Here is a 17,775-nt window from a genome sequence, read left to right on the forward strand (position 1 = left end):
TCCGGAGGGGATCACCCGTCCAACGGCCACCCGGCGGCCGAGGTCACCGTGGTGTGACCCACGCCACAGGGGTCACTCCCCTGCGCCGGACTCCGGGCTCGACGGCGGACCGGCCGCGGGGGACGACGCGGGCGGCGAGGACGGCGGCGAGGAGGGGGTCGCCGGCGCTGAGGGCCGGACCGGGGGGCTCGAGGGCTGCGTCGGCGGCTGGCCCGACGACTGGCCCGACGGACTGGACGGCTGGGGCGGCGTCGCCGGCGGCGTCGACGGGGTGGACGGCGGGGACGGCGGCGGCGAGGACGGCGTCACGGGCGGTGTGGTCGCCCCGTCGCCCGCAGCGAGCGGCGCGGACGCCCCCGCCAGGTTGCCGTCGCCCGCCGGCACGTGCACCCGGTAGGTGCCCCGGGCCGGCGCCGGGACGTCGAGGGCGAACCGACCCTCGGCGTCGGTGACCGTGGTGGCGACCGGTTGCCAGGCGCCGCTGCGGTGCAGCCGCACCGGGACCCCCGCCCGGGCGGGTGCGACGGTGCCGGTGATCCGGCCGTCGGCCCACGTCGCCTCCACCCGCCGGGCGACGTCGACGACCAGCGGCGCCGACGTGCTGCCCTCGGCGAGCGGCCGGTCGACGAAGCGCCACCGGTACTCGGTGCGCCGGGGCGGCTGCACGTGCACCGACGGGACCACGCCGACGGCGTCCGCCACCCGGATCGGCGTCCAGGCGGTCTCGCCCCAGGCCCGGCGCTCGAGGATGACGGTGGCGAACGGCAGCGAGCCGCCGTGGACCTCCAGCCCGCCGTCGACCCGCACCTCCTCGCCCGCGGTCACGGCGGCCCGGGTGCTGGCGATGCCGAGGGTGGTGCGCAGGCCCTCGAGGTCGTAGGTGGTGCCGTCGAGCGTGAACGCGTCGACGTTGAACGGGCGACCGTCGCAGCCGAAGCCGATCGTCCACATGCCCGGCCCGTCGCCGCCGCGCAGCGCCGTGAACGTCGCGACGGCGAGCGGCGTGTCGGGGCCGGCGGCGAGGACCCGGCCGGTGCCGACGTCGTAGAGGGTCCAGCGGTAGGCCAGCGCGCCGGCGTCGACCCGCTGCCAGGCACCGGCGCCGACCGCGAGGTCGGCCCGGCCGAACCAGACCCTGTCGGTGCCGCGGTCGGCGGGCGCCTGGTAGCCGACGTAGGCGACGCCGGTGGTGCCCTGCTCGGCGTGCACCGAGAGGCTCGCGCCCGGGCCGCGCACCGAGGAGACGTAGCTGAGCGCGCCCATCGCGCTGCCGCCGGCGAGGTCGTACTTCAGGCTGCGCGCCCCCAGGGGCGGCGTGCCGGGACCCTGCGAGACGTACGGCTGCACGACCTCGGTGCCGCGGTCGTGCAGCGAGGCGCAGCCGACGTGGGAGAGGCCCGCGGTCAGCGGCGAGGGGAACGCCGTGCCGCGCACGACGACCGGCCCCTCGGCCCCGGCGGGCGCGGTCAGGGAGAGGACCACGGCGGCCCCCAGGGTGGCCGCCGTGGCGGCCCAGCTGCGCTGCATCGTTCCTGCCATCCATGCGCTCCCCGGCAGGGGAGACGTCCACGAGGTATGAGGCTCCATCCCACACCGGGTGGCCGGGTGGATCAAGAGGGCCGGGCCGCGTTCACCTGAGGTTCTGCTAAGGATTGCTGGGGTTCCGCCACCGGCAGCGTCAGGGCTGTCACGTCAGCGGCGTCAGCGGTGCCGGCGTCCTCGGCGTCCTCGGCGTCCTCGGGCCGGCGCTCGAGGTGGCGCACGTCGTGGTTGAGCAGCGAGGCGAGCACGCTGGCCGCGATCACCGCCGCCACCACGGCGAGCCAGGCGCGGTAGCCGACCACCTCGGCGACCGGACCGGTGAGCGCCAGGCCGACCGGCCGGGCGACGTAGGAGCCGACCATGTCGAAGGAGTAGACCCGGGCCAGCTTGTCGGGCCGCACGTTCTCCTGGATCGAGAGGTCCCAGCCCACGCTGAAGATCTCCAGCCCGAACCCGTGCAGGAAGGCCCCGAGGAGCACCAAGGTCAGGGAGTCGGACACCGCGATCGCGAGCGGGAACGCCGCGGTCAGCGCCAGGAACCAGGTGCCGACGTGGAGCGCGCGCCGGGGTCGCCAGCGCACGGTGACCAGTCCGCCGACGACGAACCCGGTCATCATCGCGGCCAGCGCGTAGCCCCAGGCCGCTCGCCCGATCTCGTCGCCGACCACGATCGGGCCCAGCACGCCCTGGGCCCCGCCGTAGAAGAGGTGGTAGAGCATCGCCTGGAGGAGGAGCAGCCACAGCCAGGTGTGCCGGACGACCTCGCGGAAGCCCTCCGCCACGTCGCGGCGCAGCGAGCCGCCGGCGACGGGCTCGGTCGCCGCCGGCACCCGCACCCGTCCGAACGCCACGGCCGCGGCCAGGAAGGTCGCCGCGTCCACCGCGAGCGCCCAGCCGCTGCCGACGCCCACGACGAGCAGCCCGGCCGCGCCGGAGCCGAGGATGACGGCGGTGTTCTGGGCCAGCCGCCGCCAGACCACGGCCTGGCGGAGCAGACCCGGTGGCACGGTCTGGGGCGTGATCGCGGCCGAGCTCGGGCCGCCGAGGGCGCCGAGCGCCCCGATCAGCATGCCGACCCCGGCGAGCAGCCAGACCGTGGCGGCGTCGGTCACCAGGAGGAACGCCGCGGTGCCCTGCGCCAGCCCCGCCCCCACCATCGACAGCTGCATCACCGTGCGCCGCTCGAACCGGTCGCCCAGCACGCCGCCGAAGAGCACCATCAGCACGTCGGCCAGCGCGTAGAGACCCACCACCACGCCGAGGTCGGTGGCGTCGCCGCCGAGGTCGAGCACCGCGAAGGCCAGGGCGACCGGGGCGATGCCGTTGCCGAGGCTGTTGACGGCGGCGCCGGCGACCAGCCAGCGGAACGGCGCGTGGCGCAGGGCGCTGTCGGGCCGGGTGGGCGCGACGGACGTCGGTGTCGGGCTCGGCATGGCTTGGAAGATACTTCGTCGCCTAATTATTAGCAAGCCGAAATGTCAGGGCGGCGTAGGGTCTGCCTCGTGAGCCCGCAGCCGGAGGACTTCGCCGACCGCCACGTCGCGCGCTGGCGCGACCACTGGATCGACATCCCGTTCGAGGACGACGTCGAGGCCATGGTGGTGCGGATCAACCAGGTGCACCGCTACCTCAAGGCCAACACGCAGAAGGCGCTCGCCGAGCTGGGCCTGCAGGACTCGGAGTACGACACCCTGCACCACCTGATGATCCGCGACACCCCCGGTCGCGCCGCACCCACCGAGCTGGCGCGCGTCCTCGGCGTCACCGGGGCCGGCATGACCAGCCGGCTCGACGCCCTGGAGCGACGGGGCTGGGTGCAGCGCACCCCGGCGGTCGACGACCGCCGACGGGTCGACATCGAGGTGACCAAGGCGGGGGTGGAGATCTGGCGGCGGGCGATGCGCCGCCGAGGCGACTCCGAGGACGAGCTCGCCACCGCGCTCTCGGCCGCCGAGCTGCGCTCGGTCAACAAGCTGCTCAAGAAGCTCACGCTGCGGATCGAGGCGCAGCAGGACTGAGCGGCCGAGACGGTCCGGCGGCGCTGCGCCGGCCGGACGCCCTCCCTCTCACCGCAGGACGTCCGACCGGCGCGTTCCTCAGCGCACCCTCACCTTGACCACCGAGGACCGGGACGGCAGGGCCGTGGCCGAGCCGGCGTAGACGGCACGGATCCGGTGGACCCCCTTGCCGCGCAGCCGCACCGAGACCTCCACCCACTGGCCGGTGGCCCGCACGGTGCGCACCGTGCGGCCGTCGACCACCACCGCGACCTGGCCGCCGGGCACCAGCGGCGCGGCGGTGACCCGCACCCGCACGGTGACGGCGCGGCCCGGTCGCACCTGCTGCTTCGCGGCCCTGACCGCCGACGTCGAGGCGACCTTGGCGACCACGGCGGTCGGCGCCGAGGTGGCCGTCGCCGGCGCCCGGCCGGTCTTGCTCGCCGTGACCCGGACCGCGAGGCGGGCGCCGATGTCCGCCGCACCCACGCGGTACGTCGCCGCGGTGGCTCCCGCGACTGGTGCGCCGTTGCGCAGCCACTGCCGGGTGACCGTGACGCCACCGGTGTTCCAGGTGCCGTCGGTCGCGGTCAGCGTGGCGCCGACCCGCGCGGCCCCGCGCACCTCGGGACCGGCCAGCGGCTCCAGCGCGGCCACGTCGGACAGGGTGACCGTCAGCGTGCGCACGACCTCGGTGTTGCCGGCGACGTCGGTCGACCAGGCCTCCACGACGTGCTCGCCGAACCCGGTCACCACGACCGAGTCGCCGAGCAGGGGCTGCCAGGGCCCGCCGTCGACGCGGTGCAGCGTGCCCGCGACGCCGGACGTCGCGTCGGTCGCGGCGATCCGCACCGTGGCCCGGGCGTCGCCCTCGGCCGTCGCACCGACCGACAGCGAGGTGGTCGGCGCGGTGGCGTCGATGCGCACCAGCGTGGAGCGCAGCCCGGTGCCGTTGCCGGCGGCGTCCTCGGCGCGCCAGTCGACGCGGTGCTCGCCGTCGCCGGAGACCTCGACGGGTCCGGTGTAGGGCTGCCAGCCGTCGCCGCCGACCTCGACGGTGGTCGCCCCCGGGCGGTCGTCGACCGCGACGACCTTGACCGAGGCCGGGCCGCGCTGCCAGCCGTGCCGGCCGGGCCGGGTGGCCAGCACCCGTGCCGAGGCGAGCGGGGCCAGGTCGTCCGCCGCGACCGGGAGGGTCCAGGCGTCCGCGATCGAGGGATCGTAGCCCGCGGCGTCGGTGGGGAACTCGAACTTCAGCCGCACCTCGCCGTCCGCGGTCTGGGCCACGGCGGCCGCCGCGTCGACCACGAGCTCGTGGGCCATCCAGCCGACGCTGTTCTGGGTGCGGGTGACCGTGTGGCGACCCACCGGCACGTCGTCGACGTAGAGGTTGAACTCCTTGGTCGTCGCCTTGTCGAACGTCTCGATCATCCGCAGCGCGAACGGCTCACCCGGTCGCACGTCGAGCAGCGCTGAGTACCACGAGCCCGGGAACAGCGAGTGCGCGTAGCGGCGGGTCAGGCCGGCCTCGCTGCTGGTGCCGCTGTTGGGCCCTGCCTGCACCGCGTGCGCGGTCTCCGACCCCGGCTCGCCGAAGTCGACGTGGTCGAGCGCGTCGGTGGGCGGCGTGGCGAGGGCGACCGCCAGCGTGGTGCCGCCCTCGGCGACCACCTCGCCGTTGCGGACCAGCCGCGCCTGCACCGGGTGGCTGGTGGCCACCACGCGGCGCGGGACCCACAGGGGGACCTCGACGTCGAGGGTGCCGCCGGCCGGGACGCTGACCGGACCCGAGGGGACGGTCGGACCCCAGCCGTCGGGGACGACGAGCTCGACGTGGCCGTCGACCGGGAGGTCGCCGACGTTGGCGAGCGTGACCACGGCGCGCGCCCGGCGCGGCTGCGCGGGATCGGGCACGGTGGCGACGACGCCGGTGACCGAGACGCCGGCGACCACGCGCACCCAGGGGCCGCTGCCGGTGACGGTGTAGGAGTCGTCGCCGCTGCTGTAGGCGAGCGTGACCGCAGCCGTGCGCTGGCCCGTCGTGGCGCCGACCGGCACCGTGGCGGTGAACGGCAGGGTCGCCGTCGCACCGGGGGCCAGGGAGTCGAGCGTCAGCCCGGAGGCGTCGACGTCCCAGTCGTCGACGGCCACCGTCGCGGCGAGGTCGGTGAGCGTGGTGTCGCCGCTGTTGGTGACGGTGACCGTGCCCGGCACGACGTCGCCCGGCAGCACGTCGCCCTCGACCTCGACCACCGCGACCTCGACCCCGAGGCGGGTGGAGACGACGGCCTCGAGGGCCGCCACGACCCGGTCGAGGCGCAGCACCAGGTCGCCGCGCACCGGTGCGTCGACCGAGGAGGCCTCCGTGGCGTCGCGCAGGGCGCGGGCCGCGGCCAGGGCCGCAGCCAGCGCGCTGTCGACGGCGGTCTGGTCTCCGGCCAGCACGCCGCCGACCGCGTCGTCGACGTCGTCGGCCAGGCCGGCCAGCCCGGCGGTGAGCGAGGCGTGGTCGGCGTCGGCGAGGTCGCCGGCCGCGTGGTGGGCGTCGGCCCGGCCCTGGGCCTCGGCGATCCGGTCGAGCACCCGGCCGAAGACCGCCAGGTCCTGGTCGACGCGCAGCTCGTAGTGGCCCGAGCCGACCCGCAGCGTGACCGCGCCGTCGGCGTACGACGCCGCGGTGACGCCCTCGGCCCGCGAGGCCAGGCCGTCGCCCTCGACCACCGAGGCGAGGTTCTCGGCCGGCACCACGACCGTGGCGGTGGAGCCCACCGGGACGGTGACGTCGAGGAGGAGGTCGCCGTTCTCGTGGCGCCAGTCGGAGGTGACCGGGCCGTACGGCGTGTCGGTGGTGGTGCGGGCCCAGTCGAGCCGGTCGGTGACGGCGGGCGCGACCGTGACGTCGCGGTAGCCCGTGGTGGCCGAGGCCCGGATGCCACCGACGTACTTGAAGAACCAGTCGTCGACGGTGCCGAGGAAGTAGTGGCCCCGCGAGCGGGCGGCCAGGGCCCAGTGCTCCCACATCGAGGTGGCGCCCTGCTCGATCATGTAGCCCCAGCTGGGGTAGGTCTTCTGCACCGCGAGCTCGTAGGCGAGGTCGGCGTGCCCGCTGTCGGTGAGCACCGGCAGCAGGTACTTGGTGCCGAGGACGCCGGTGTTGAGGTGCACGCCCTTGGCCCGCACGTCGGCGACGATGCTGTCGGCGACCCGGTCGGCCGTGGCCGCGTCGGGCGTGAGCCCGAAGGCGAGCGCCAGCACGTTGTGGGTCTGGCGGTAGCCGTTGTCGCCGTTGCCGCGGTAGAGGCCGCGCGCGGTGTCGAGGAAGCTGTCGTTGAACGCCTCCTTCACGACGGCCGCCTGCTCGGCGAAGTGCGCCGCGTCGGCCGGGCGGCCGAGGTGCTCGGCGCTGCCCTGCATCGAGGTCAGCATCGCGTAGAGGTACGCCGTGCCCGAGAGCCGCGCGTCCTCCGGGGCGTTGCCGCCCGCCGGGCTGGCCTCGGGGCTGACCCAGTCGCCGAGGCGGTTGCTGACGACCAGGCCGTCGTCGCTGCGGCCGAACTCGAGCTCGGTGTAGGCCTTCATGCCGTCGTACTGCTCGCGCAGCACCCGGTCGTCACCGCCGTACTGGAACAGCCACCACGGGATCATCACGTACGCCGAGTGCCACGGCGGGGCGACGCCCCACTCGCCCCAGTCTCCCGAGCTGGGGGCGATCACCATGGGGGCGCCCTCCTCGTCGCGGGTCTCGTGGAGGTCGCGCATCCACTTCGCGAACAGCTCGTGGACGTCGAGGTTGAGCATGAACATCTCGGCACCGACCGCGGCGTCACCGGTCCAGCCGTTCTTCTCGAACATGGGGGTGTCGGTCGGGATGCCGTGGAGGTTGTTGAGCATCGTGTCGACGACGGCCTCGTGGGTGGCGTTCATCGTCGGGTCCGAGCTCTCGAACGAGCCGGTGCGCGGCGCGTCGGTGTGCACCGCCTTGGCGGTGAACGCGCTCAGCGGCGGGGCCTCGGTGCCGGGCCAGCCGGTCACCTGGATGTACTGGAAGCCCTTGTAGGAGAAGCTCGGCTCGAAGGTCTCGGGCGCACCGGTGCCGGCGAGCACGAAGCGGTCGGTCTGGAAGCCCGCCTGGAAGCCGCCGTTGTTGGAGAAGTTCACCAACCCGGAGTCGAGCAGCTTCTCGCCGTGCTGGTAGCGGATCGTGGTGCCGGCCGGACCCTCGGCCGTGACCTCCACCCAGCCGGCGAGCACCCGCGGGAACTTCACCACGTAGGTGTCGTCGGCCGGCTCGGTGATCTCGACCGCCGGCAGCTCCTCGGTCACCCGGATCGGCTGCTGGCGCATGTTGACCAGCTCGCCCTTCGGGCCGACCACCTCGCTGGCGGCCGCCCAGCGGGAGTCGTCGAAGCCGGTGGTGTCGTAGCCCGGCTGCACCCGCGCGGCGTCGTAGAGCTCGCCGCCGTAGAGGTCGTCGAAGCGGGTGGGGCCGTCGTGGATGGTCCAGGAGTCGTCGGTGACGACGCGCTCGGTGCGGCCGTCGGCGTACTCGACCTCGAGGACGGCGCGGACCACGGGCTCGTCGTGCCACGGCGGCGCCTCCCAGCGCCACACGTTGCCGCCGGTCATGCCGTAGAAGCCGCGGCCGAGCTCCATGCCCAGGGCGTTGGCGCCCTGGGTGAGCTGGTCGGTGACGTCGGTGGCGGCGTACTGCACGGTGTCGTCGTAGTCGGTGAAGCCCGGGCTCAGCACCTCGTCGCTGATCGGCGCTCCGTTGAGCGAGACGTCGGCGTAGCCGCCCGCGGCGTAGTAGATCGTCGCGTCGGCGACCTCGCCGTCGACCTCGAACTCCTTGCGCAGCAGGGGTGCGGGGTCGACGGGGTCCTTGGGCGGCTTGACCTGGCTGCCCCACGGTGCGCCGCCGTAGGCCGCCTGGACGACGGCCTGCGACCAGCCGCTGTCGTCGAGCGACGGCGTCGGGTAGTCGGCCGGGATCTGCTTGGTGACCTTCCACGAGGTGTCGGTGCGCACGACCTCGCTGCTGCCGTCGGCGTAGTGCACGCGCACGGCGGCGACCAGGCCGGCGAACGACCCCGGCCCGTTGGTGGTGCGCACGGCGACCAGGTTGCGGTCGGGCTCGAGGTCGACCTCGTAGAGGTGCGACTGCTGCCACTCGTTGACCGCGCCCTCGGTGGCGCCGAGGAAGGTGCCGTTGACGTAGAGGCGGAAGGAGTCGTCGGCGGTGATGAGCACGTCGGCTCGCACCGCCTCCTTGCCCTCCGGGGTGACCAGCGTGCGGCGGAAGGCGCGGTCCTCGCCCGGGGGCTGGCTCTGGTTGGCCTCGGGCGCCCAGATCCAGCTCGCGCCCAGGAAGCTCAGGCTCTCCGCGCCGTTGGGCAGCTGGGGCACGGTGACGCGGTCGCCGTAGACGCCACCGCGGTAGAGGTAGCGGGCCCGGGCGGCCGGCCACGCGGAGTCGTCGAAGCCGACGGTGCTCCAGCCCTCCGGCGGGGCGGCGCTGCCGTGGGCGAGGGCCTTGAACGTGGAGTCGGTGACGACGTCCTCGGAGGTGCCGTCGGTGTAGCCGATCCGCACCCGGGCGAGCACGCCGCTGTTGGCGCTGGCGGCCGGGGTCGTGAGCTGGAGGCCGAGCACGTTGGCGCCCGGCGTCGTCACGAGGTTGACCGTGCGGGCGACCTGCCACTCGTTGTTGGCGCCGGTGTTGAAGGCCACCTGCTGGCCGTTCCAGAACGCCTTGAAGATCTGGTCGCCGGTGACCGAGAGCTGGGCCCAGGCGACCTCCTTGGCGGGGTCGACGGTGACGGTGCGGCGGAAGACGGTGGACGGGATCGGGTTGGCCGAGGACGGCTCGCCGACGACGGGCGGGATGATCCACGACGCGGTGTCGACGTTCATCGACACGTCGGGCGTCGCCACCGCCGGCACCGAGACCTGGTTGCCCCACGGCGAGCCGCCGTAGACGGCCCGGGCCGAGGCGGCCACCCACCCGGTGGTCGGGTAGCCGGCGCGGTCCCACCCGGGGGTGGGCACCGCGGTGGTGGAGAGCCAGGTGCCGTCGGTGACCACGGTCTGGTCGGTGCCGTCGGTGTAGGAGATGACGAGCTTGCCGACCACGGCGCCGTAGGCCTTGGCGGTGTTGTTGAGCCGGACGGCGAGGACGTTGCTCCCGGCGGCGGGGCGCACGTCGACGCGGACCGCCTGCTTCCAGCGGTCGTCGACGGAGGCGCCGGAGGCGACCTGGGTGCCGTTGAGGAACGCGGAGAAGCCGCGGTCGCCGGTCATCACCAGCTGTGCGGTCTCGATGGTCTTGCCGGCCGGCACCTCGAAGGTGCGCCGGAACCACCCGGGGGGCGTGTTGGCACCGGTGTAGGGCGGGTGGATCCACGAGGCACCGGCGAGGGTCAGGTCACCGGTACGCGCCGGCCGGTCGTTGCCGATCCAGGCGCTGCCGTCCCAGTCGGCCTCGCGCAGGCCGGTGCGGAACGACGACTCGGCGGAGGCGGTGCCGGCCGAGGTGACGACGTCGACGCGCCAGACGTAGCCCGTAGCCGAGGCCAGCGCCGGGCCGTCGTAGGCGACGTTGGCCGACTCCGGCGAGTCGACCTCGCCGCTGTCCCACGTGAGCTCGCCGTCGAGGCCCTCGCCCGCGGTCGCGACCCGCAGCCGGTAGCCCTCCTGCACGACACCGCGCGCGCTCGCCTCGACCACCCACGAGAACCGGGGCACCGCCACGTCGATGCCGATCGGGCGGACCTTCTTCTCCACCTCGAGCGAGGTGAGCGACACCGCGTCGGCGGCGACGGCGGCGGACGCCGGGGCGGGTGCGAGCGCCACCGCGACGGTGGTGAGCACCGAGGAGAGGAGCACGGCGAGGGCCGTGAGGGCCCCCACGAGGGGACGGGAGGGAGAGGCGGACCGCGGCACGTTCTGTCCTGTCTGGCCTGAATCGTTTCAAGGAGCGTGACGCAGCGGACGCTAGGGGAGTGACCGGGGTCACGTCAACGCCGTGGCCGGGTCCGGCCGCGACCCCGTGCGGCTCAGGCGCCGCTGGCCGGACCGCGGTGACCGCGGAAGAACTCCGCGAGAAGGGCCGAGGACTCCTCGGCCAGCACGCCGGCGCGCACCTCGGGGCGGTGGTTGAGCCGACGGTCGCGCACCACGTCCCAGAGGCTGCCGACCGCGCCGGCCTTGTCGTCGTGGGCGCCGAACACCACCCGGTCGACCCGGCTCAGCACCGCCGCACCGGCGCACATCGTGCACGGCTCGAGGGTCACGACCAGCGTGCACCCCTCCAGCCGCCACTCCCCCAGCGTCCGAGCCGCGGCGCGCAGCGCGACCACCTCGGCGTGCCCGGTGGGGTCGTGCTCGGCCTCGCGGACGTTGCGGCCGGTGGCGAGCACCGCGCCGCCGGCGTCGAGCACCACGGCGCCGATCGGCACGTCGCCGGTGGCCAGCGCCGCGCGCGCCTCGTCGAGGGCAGCGCGCATCGGCGCGTCCCAGGTGCCCGCCACGTCGGTCAGGCCGAGGCGAGGCCGACGGCGGCGTCGAACTGCTCGCCGAAGCCGAGGCGCCGGGCGACGTCGGAGAGCATCTCGTCGGGGTAGAGGTCGAGGTCGTCGAGGAGCATGCCCATGTCCATCGCGCCCATGCCGAGGTCGCCGAGGAGGTCGAGGTCGCCCGCGGGCTCCTGCTCGTCGTCGTCCTCGGGCAGGGGCAGGCCGAGGAACTCCACCGCCGAGGCCGGCAGCTCCCACTCGTCGGCGGCGGTGACGTCGGAGAGCAGCACCCGGGTGGTCGCGCCGGCGACCCGCACCACGAGGAAGAAGTCCTCGTCGATCGCGACCAGGCCCACCGCCCCGCCGTCGCCCGGGAACCGGCGCAGCGCGCCGGAGAGGGTCTCGATGTCGGCGAGCACGTCGTGGGCCAGCTCCTGGACCTGCCAGACGCCCTCCTCGCGGAAGGCTGCGAGCGCGAAGTCGACGGGGTCGTCCTGGCCGTCAGCCGGGTCGCTCATCGTCGTCACGCTCCTCTCCGCCCTGACCGTGCTCCGTCCTGCGCCGCTCACCCCGCCGCAGGGGCCTCTCCAGAGTGGCAGAGAGGCGCGACCGGGCCAACCCCTCCGGGGGTCCGGACCACTAGTGTTCGCCCATGCGCACCCATGTCGTCGACCACCCGCTCGTGGCCCACAAGCTGACCGCGCTGCGCGACGTGAACACCGACTCGCCGACGTTCCGCAGCCTCGCCGACGAGCTGGTCACGCTCCTGGCCTACGAGGCGACGCGCGAGGTGCGGGTCGACCCCCACGACATCGTGACGCCGGTCGCCCCGACCACCGGCGTGCGGCTCTCGACCCCGCGCCCGCTCGTGGTGCCGATCCTGCGGGCCGGCCTCGGCATGCTCGACGGGATGATGCGGCTGCTGCCGACGGCCGAGGTGGGCTTCCTCGGCATGATGCGCAACGAGGAGACCCTCGAGGCGATCACCTACGCCGAGCGGCTGCCCGACGACCTGTCGGGGCGCCAGTGCTTCGTGCTCGACCCGATGCTGGCGACCGGCGGCACGCTCGCCGCGGCGATCCGGTTCCTCGTCGACCGCGGCGCCGACCACATCACGGCGATCTGCCTGCTCGCGGCCCCGGAGGGCTGTGCGCGCGTCGAGGCCGACCTCGAGTCGCTGCAGGTCCCGGTCACCGTCGTCACGGCTGCCCTCGACGAGCGCCTCAACGAGAAGGGCTACATCGTCCCGGGCCTCGGCGACGCCGGCGACCGGCTCTACGGCATCGCGGGCTGACCCCGGCCGGTCGGACACCTCAGCCGGGCAGGCACGCCCGCAGGGCCGTCACCTCCGGGTCGTCGCCGGCGGGGTAGTAGAGGCGCGCGACGACGTTGCCGGCCACCCACGAGGTCGGGGTGTCGGCATCGGCCAGGGTGATCGTCGAGCGGTTGTCCTCGGCGGCGGTCGGGTCGGCGAAGACCCACAGGTCGGCGCCCTGGGTGCCGTCGCGGCCGGACATCGGCGCGACCTCCACCCCGGCCACCGGCACCTCGACGCCGAACGGCACCGAGTCCTGGGCGGTCGCGGCCAGCCCGGCGTCGGTCAGGCAGCCGAGCAGCTCCTCGGGGGTGGTGCCGTCGGTGACGACGAGGCCGCCGGCCGGTGCGGGCGTGGGGTCCGCGGCCGACGCCGCCGGGGTCGGCGCGGGCGTCGGCTCGTCGTCCCCGCCGCAGCCGGCCAGCACGGTGCCAGCCAGTGCCAGGCCGGCCAGCAGCCGGACCGGACGTCGGGTCGCGGCGGTGCGCAGGGGGTGCATGGGGTTCCTCTCGTACGGTTGGTCGTGGAAACCCTGGCGGCCGCGCCTTGCGGACCGCTTGCGACCGGCTGGCGGTCCGGTGGTCACCGGACCGGGCTCAGAGCCCCTCGCGCAGGAATACGTCGAGCCGGTCGAAGCGCTCGCCCCGCACCAGTCCCGCGAGGTCGCCGGCGAACACGACCCGCCGCCCGTCGGGGCTGAGGTTCGGCGTGAACGCCTGACCGTCCGGTCCGTCGACCGCCGCCACCGCGGTACCGGTCGCGCGCGACCAGACGAAGACCGTGGTGTCGGCGTCGATCCCGCCGGGCACCAGGTCGGGGGCGTAGGAGGTGAAGGCCACCCGGGCGCCGTTCGCCGAGACCGAGGCCTCGAGGCTCTCGCCCCAGGCCGTCGCCGTGCCGGCGGCGTTGCGGCTCACCAGCGTCGAGCGCGGGGCCACGGAGTCCTGGGAGTCCCAGAGCAGCACGTCGGGCGACCCGTTGCCGTCGTAGGCCCCGCTGACGTCGGTGGCCCACGAGGAGTAGGCGACCCAGCGACCGTCGGCCGAGATGTCCGGGGCCTCGCTGCTGCCGTTGGCCAGGCCGTCTATGCTGTCGCGGCTCACCAGCGTCGTCACCAGCGAGGTGGGACTGTGGAGGAACACGTCGGTGAACCCGTTGACGTCGTTGGGCACCACGTCGGGTGCGGTGGACTGGTAGGCGACCCGGCCGTTGTCGGCCACCGACGGCCGGGTGCTCGCACCGTCGGGGGCGGCACCCGCGCCCGTCCGGGAGACCCGCACCGGCGCCGTCGCCGGCGCGGTGCGGTCCCAACGGAAGACGTCGTAGGAGGCGTTGTCGTCGGCGTCGTCGCGGGCGATCCCGGACTGGAAGACCAGCCAGCGGCCGTTGGCGCTCAGGTCGACGCCGAGGCCGTTGCCCAGGCCCCGCAGGGTGCCGGTGACCCGGTCGAAGAGGTAGACGTTCTCGAACCCGGCATCGTCCTGGGGCGTGAGCTCGGCACCGAAGCCGCTGAACGCGACGTAGCGGCCGTCGGCGGAGATCCGGGCGCCGCCGTAGACGCCGACGTCGTCGCTGCCGCTGGCGGTGCGGCTCAGCTGGCGCGTGGTGCCCGTCCAGCGGTCGCGCAGGAAGACGTCGGTCACGTAGCCCGGCTCGGCGCCGGTGACGGCGGGGTCGAGGCGGCCGTTGGAGGCGAAGGCGACGTAGCGCCCGTCGCCGGATACCGACGGCGCCAGGCTCGCGGCGTCGTGCTGGGCGCCGCCGTTGTCGCGCGAGACCAGGGACGTCGGCGTGCCGCGGGGCGGCGCGCCCACCGCCGGGCTGGCGACCGCGCGGAGCCGGCGCGGCCCCGCCTGCGCGGCCGGCGCCTGCAGCCGGACGCCGAGCGGCAGGCCGCTGGTGCGCAGCGTCACCGTGCCGAGACCGCGGCCGGCCGGGGTGGTGGTGCCCTCGCCCAGGGTCGTCCACGCGCCGGCCACCCGGCCCTGGAGGCGGACCGTGCGGCCCGGGCCGGAGCCGACCAGCCCGCTGACGACGAGGGGCGCGCCCGGCTCGCGGCGGGTGGGGCCGACGTGCGGCAGGCCGGTGACCCGCAGGGCGGGGCCCCGCCTGCCGGCCACCACCGCGCGGTAGCGGGTCGCGCCGATCGGCACGGGCGTGCGGAACCGGACCCGCGGACCCGAGCCGAGCCGCTTGCCCGCGACGGTGGCCCAGCGGCCGCCGGCCCACTGCCGCTGGAGCACGACGCGCTGGCCCGGCCGGCCCTGCGGCACCCGCGCGGTCAGCCCCACCCGCGGCCCGGAGGTCACCTTCGTGCGGGCGGTCGTGAGCACCGCGGTGGGCGCCGCACGTCCGGCGGCCGGGAGGGTCGCCTCGGCCGCCGCGGTGGGGGCGGCCGGGGCGGTGGGGAGGAGCAGGGCGGCGGTGGCGAGGGTGGCCACGACCGCGGCGAGGGGACGGGTGCGCATCGGGAGTCCTGACGGGAGACGGTTAACTAGCGTTGCTAGTCGCAGAAACTAGCGCCGCTCGTTATCTCCGTCAAGCACCTGGGCTAGAGCGCCTTCACCGCCGACAGCAGCTTGGAGAGGGACTCCTTGGCGTCGCCGAAGAGCAGCGTGGTCGTGGGCTCGAACAGCAGCTCGTTCTCGATCCCGGCGAAGCCGGGACGCATCGAGCGCTTGAGGAAGACCACCTGCCGGGCCTGGTCGACGTCGAGGATCGGCATGCCGTAGATGGGGGCCGAGGGGGTGGTGCGCGCGGCGGGGTTGACCACGTCGTTGGCACCCACGACGAGCACGACGTCGGTGTGGCGGAACTCGGAGTTGATGTCATCCATCTCGACCAGCTGCTCGTAGGGCACCTGCGCCTCGGCGAGCAGCACGTTCATGTGGCCGGGCATCCGGCCCGCGACGGGGTGGATCGCGTAGTCGACGCGGGTGCCGCGGCCCTGGAGCACCTCGACCAGCTCGCGGAGGGTGTGCTGGGCCTGGGCGACCGCGAGGCCGTAGCCCGGCACGATGATCACCTTGTCGGCGTAGCCGAGCAGGATCGCGACGTCGTCGGGGCCTGCCGAGCGCACCGGCCGGTCGGAGGCCTCCCCCGCACCCAGCGTGGAACCGCCGCGCAGCGCCCCGAACAGGATGTTGGCCACCGAGCGCCCCATCGCCGACGCCATCAGCAAGGTGAGGAAGGTGCCCGACGCCCCGACCAGCGTGCCGGCCACCAGCAGCACGACGTTGCCCAGCACGTAGCCGCCGGCGGCGACGGTGAGACCGGTGAAGGCGTTGAGCAGCGAGATCACGATCGGCACGTCGGCGCCGCCCACCGGCAGCACCAGCAGCACGCCGATCGCCAGCCCCAGCAGGGCGAGCACCACGCCGGTGCCGACCGAGGGGTCGCGCACGACGAGCACCGAGAGCACCACGGCGGCGAGGAGAGCGGCGCCGAAGACCAGCGGCAGCGCCGGGAACACCACCGGCCGTGAGGTCATCAGGTCCTGGAGCTTGGCGAAGGTGATGACCGACCCGGCGAACGACACCGCGCCGACCACGATCGTGAACGCCGTCGCCGCCACGTCGAACCCGGGGGTGATGTCACCCATGTGCTCCAGCTCGAGGAGCGCCACCAGCGCGGCCGCGCCGCCGCCGACGCCGTTGAACAGCGCCACCATCTGGGGCATCTGGGTCATCTGCACCCGCTGGGCCCCCAGGACGCCGGCAGCAGTGCCGATCGCGATGGCGGCCAGGATCCGCGGCACGTGGTCGAGCTCGAGGTAGAAGAACGGCACCGCGACCGCGACCACCGCGGCGGCCGCACCGACCAGGTTGCCGGTGCGGGCGGTGCGCGGGCCGGCCAGCCCCTTGAGCGCGAGGATGAACGCGACCGCGCAGCCGAGGTAGACCAGCTGGGCCCAGGTGGGGGTCACCGGTCGGCCGCCTTGCCCCGGGGTCGGGTGAACATCCGCAGCATCCGGTCGGTGACCACGAACCCGCCCACCATGTTGATCGCCGCCAGCACGATCGCGACCAGACCGACGGCCAGCGCGACGCCGTCGTCGGTCGTGCCGGTCACGATCACCGCACCGAGCAGGATGATCCCGTGGATGGCGTTGGCGCCCGACATCAGCGGGGTGTGCAGCGTCGAGGAGACCTTGGCGATCACCTCGATGCCGACGAACACGCTGAGCACGAAGATCGTCAGCCAGACGACGGGCTCGCTCATGCGGGGTCCCCTTCCAGTCGCAGCCGGGTCGGCTCGTGGCGGACGACTCCGGCGTGGGTCACGCAGCACCCCGCGACGATCTCGTCGTCGAAGTCGGGCGCGAACGCCGCGCGGCCGGCGACCTCGCCCGTCATCAGCGTCACCAGGTTGACGACGTTCTGGGCGTAGAGGCGCGAGGCCGGGCCCGGCATCTGGGCGGGCACGTTGCGACCGCCCCAGACCTGGGCGTTGCCGATCCGCACGATCTCGCCGGCGACCACGCCCTCGACGTTGCCGCCGGAGTCGGCCGCGAGGTCGACCACGACCGAGCCGGGCCGCATCTGCTCCACCATCTCGGCGGTGACCAGCAGCGGGGCGCTGCGCCCGGGCACCGCCGCGGTCGTGATGAGCGCGTCGGCGGCGGCGACGTGGGGGGTGAGCAGCTCGCGCTGGTGCGCGGCCCGCTCCTCGGTCATCTCCCGCGCGTAGCCGCCGGCGCCCTCGAGGGTCGGCAGGTCGAGCTCGATGGCCTGCGCCCCCATCGAGCGGATCTCCTCGGCGGCCGCCGCGCGCACGTCGTAGGCCTTGACCACGGCGCCGAGCCGTCGCGCGGTCGCGATCGCCTGGAGGCCGGCGACGCCGGCGCCGAGCACCACGACCTCGGCGGGGGGCACGGTGCCGGCGGCGGTCATGTTGAGGGGGAAGAACCGGCGCAGCATCCCCGCCGCGACCACGGCGCAGCGGTAGCCGGCCACGAGTGACTGCGAGGAGAGCGCGTCCATGGCCTGGGCCCGGGAGATCCGCGGCACCAGCTCCATCGCGAACGACGTCGCCCCGACGTCGCGCAGGTCGGCCACCAGGCCGAGCTCGGCGCCGTCGACCCCGGTGGGCAGGAAGGAGATGGTGGCGGCGCCCGCGCGCAGGGTGCGCACCGCGGCCGGCTCGAGCGGCTGCACCGAGACGACCAGGTCGGCGGTCGCCACGGCGTCGTCGACCACGACCGCCCCGGCGGCGGCGTACTCGGAGTCGTCGATCAGCGCGGACCGACCGGCGCCGGGCTCGAGCGCGACCTCGTAGCCGAGGGCGGTCAGGCGGCCGACCAGCTCGGGCACCAGCGCGACGCGGGACTCGCCGTCGCGGGTCTCCCTGGCCACTGCGATCCTCACCCCACCGAACCTAGCCGAGCCCGGCCCCGCCCCGCGGGAGG

At 74.7% G+C, this 17,775-nt stretch carries 12 protein-coding genes; 2 read left to right on the forward strand and 10 right to left on the reverse strand.

Annotation, left to right across the window (positions count from 1 at the left end):
- Nucleotides 1-72: 72 nt before the first annotated feature.
- A complete protein-coding gene (locus JT721_RS09120; RefSeq protein ID WP_205472714.1) occupies nucleotides 73-1,539 on the reverse strand; it encodes a hypothetical protein in 1,467 nt (488 codons plus the stop codon).
- A 71-nt stretch (nucleotides 1,540-1,610) separates the two neighbouring features.
- Nucleotides 1,611-2,975 (reverse strand): MFS transporter, encoded by a 1,365-nt coding sequence (locus JT721_RS09125; RefSeq protein WP_205472715.1) that lies wholly within the window; start codon nucleotides 2,973-2,975, stop codon nucleotides 1,611-1,613.
- A gap of 69 nt (nucleotides 2,976-3,044) precedes the next feature.
- Here JT721_RS09125 and JT721_RS20795 point away from each other — a divergent pair, with 69 nt between their 5' ends.
- Nucleotides 3,045-3,560 (forward strand): MarR family transcriptional regulator, encoded by a 516-nt coding sequence (locus tag JT721_RS20795; protein ID WP_307827965.1) that lies wholly within the window; start codon nucleotides 3,045-3,047, stop codon nucleotides 3,558-3,560.
- Nucleotides 3,561-3,638: 78 nt separating this feature from the next.
- On the opposite strand, the gene JT721_RS09135 is transcribed toward JT721_RS20795, so the two are convergent.
- The 3 genes from JT721_RS09135 to JT721_RS09145 all read right to left on the reverse strand — a co-directional run bounded on the left by JT721_RS09135 (nucleotide 3,639) and on the right by JT721_RS09145 (nucleotide 11,571).
- Nucleotides 3,639-10,448: a family 78 glycoside hydrolase catalytic domain gene (locus JT721_RS09135; RefSeq protein ID WP_205472717.1), complete on the reverse strand. Its 6,810-nt coding sequence runs from the start codon at nucleotides 10,446-10,448 to the stop codon at nucleotides 3,639-3,641.
- 146 nt (nucleotides 10,449-10,594) lie between these two features.
- A complete protein-coding gene (gene tadA, locus JT721_RS09140; protein WP_205473097.1) occupies nucleotides 10,595-11,044 on the reverse strand; it encodes a tRNA adenosine(34) deaminase TadA in 450 nt (149 codons plus the stop codon).
- A gap of 29 nt (nucleotides 11,045-11,073) precedes the next feature.
- Complete coding sequence (locus JT721_RS09145) at nucleotides 11,074-11,571, reverse strand: tRNA adenosine deaminase-associated protein (RefSeq protein WP_205472718.1); 498 nt, start codon at nucleotides 11,569-11,571, stop codon at nucleotides 11,074-11,076.
- A 134-nt stretch (nucleotides 11,572-11,705) separates the two neighbouring features.
- Between JT721_RS09145 and upp the strand changes: the two genes are divergently transcribed.
- Nucleotides 11,706-12,347, forward strand: coding sequence for a uracil phosphoribosyltransferase (gene upp, locus JT721_RS09150; RefSeq protein ID WP_205472719.1), 642 nt, complete (start codon nucleotides 11,706-11,708; stop codon nucleotides 12,345-12,347).
- A 19-nt stretch (nucleotides 12,348-12,366) separates the two neighbouring features.
- Here the strand turns inward: upp and JT721_RS09155 are convergent, their stop codons facing one another.
- The 5 genes from JT721_RS09155 to JT721_RS09175 form a co-directional block, all read right to left on the reverse strand.
- On the reverse strand, nucleotides 12,367-12,867 hold the full coding sequence (locus JT721_RS09155) for a hypothetical protein (RefSeq protein ID WP_205472720.1): 501 nt from the start codon (nucleotides 12,865-12,867) through the stop codon (nucleotides 12,367-12,369).
- Nucleotides 12,868-12,964: 97 nt separating this feature from the next.
- Entirely contained in the window at nucleotides 12,965-14,836 is a 1,872-nt protein-coding gene (locus tag JT721_RS09160) for a PD40 domain-containing protein (RefSeq protein ID WP_205472722.1), read from the reverse strand.
- 83 nt (nucleotides 14,837-14,919) lie between these two features.
- A complete protein-coding gene (locus JT721_RS09165) occupies nucleotides 14,920-16,293 on the reverse strand; it encodes an NAD(P)(+) transhydrogenase (Re/Si-specific) subunit beta (protein ID WP_205472724.1) in 1,374 nt (457 codons plus the stop codon).
- Nucleotides 16,290-16,589 (reverse strand): NAD(P) transhydrogenase subunit alpha, encoded by a 300-nt coding sequence (locus JT721_RS09170; RefSeq protein ID WP_205472726.1) that lies wholly within the window; start codon nucleotides 16,587-16,589, stop codon nucleotides 16,290-16,292. The genes JT721_RS09165 and JT721_RS09170 overlap by 4 nt, the downstream gene beginning before the upstream one ends.
- Nucleotides 16,586-17,734, reverse strand: coding sequence for an NAD(P) transhydrogenase subunit alpha (locus tag JT721_RS09175; protein WP_205472727.1), 1,149 nt, complete (start codon nucleotides 17,732-17,734; stop codon nucleotides 16,586-16,588). Before JT721_RS09175 ends, JT721_RS09170 begins: the two co-directional genes overlap by 4 nt.
- Nucleotides 17,735-17,775: the final 41 nt, after the last annotated feature.

The sequence above is a fragment of the Nocardioides sp. SYSU D00038 genome (assembly GCF_016924665.1).
GTDB lineage: Bacteria > Actinomycetota > Actinomycetes > Propionibacteriales > Nocardioidaceae > Nocardioides.

What these genes read in the sequence shown, in the direction of transcription:
- JT721_RS09155 (WP_205472720.1), bottom strand. Translation starts at nt 12,867, where the DNA reads ATGCACCCCCTGCGCACCGCCGCGACCCGACGTCCGGTCCGGCTGCTG.
- JT721_RS09120 (WP_205472714.1), bottom strand. Translation starts at nt 1,539, where the DNA reads ATGGCAGGAACGATGCAGCGCAGCTGGGCCGCCACGGCGGCCACCCTG.
- JT721_RS09160 (WP_205472722.1), bottom strand. Translation starts at nt 14,836, where the DNA reads ATGCGCACCCGTCCCCTCGCCGCGGTCGTGGCCACCCTCGCCACCGCC.
- JT721_RS09170 (WP_205472726.1), bottom strand. Translation starts at nt 16,589, where the DNA reads ATGAGCGAGCCCGTCGTCTGGCTGACGATCTTCGTGCTCAGCGTGTTC.
- JT721_RS09145 (WP_205472718.1), bottom strand. Translation starts at nt 11,571, where the DNA reads ATGAGCGACCCGGCTGACGGCCAGGACGACCCCGTCGACTTCGCGCTC.
- tadA (WP_205473097.1), bottom strand. Translation starts at nt 11,044, where the DNA reads ATGCGCGCTGCCCTCGACGAGGCGCGCGCGGCGCTGGCCACCGGCGAC.
- upp (WP_205472719.1), top strand. Translation starts at nt 11,706, where the DNA reads ATGCGCACCCATGTCGTCGACCACCCGCTCGTGGCCCACAAGCTGACC.
- JT721_RS09125 (WP_205472715.1), bottom strand. Translation starts at nt 2,975, where the DNA reads ATGCCGAGCCCGACACCGACGTCCGTCGCGCCCACCCGGCCCGACAGC.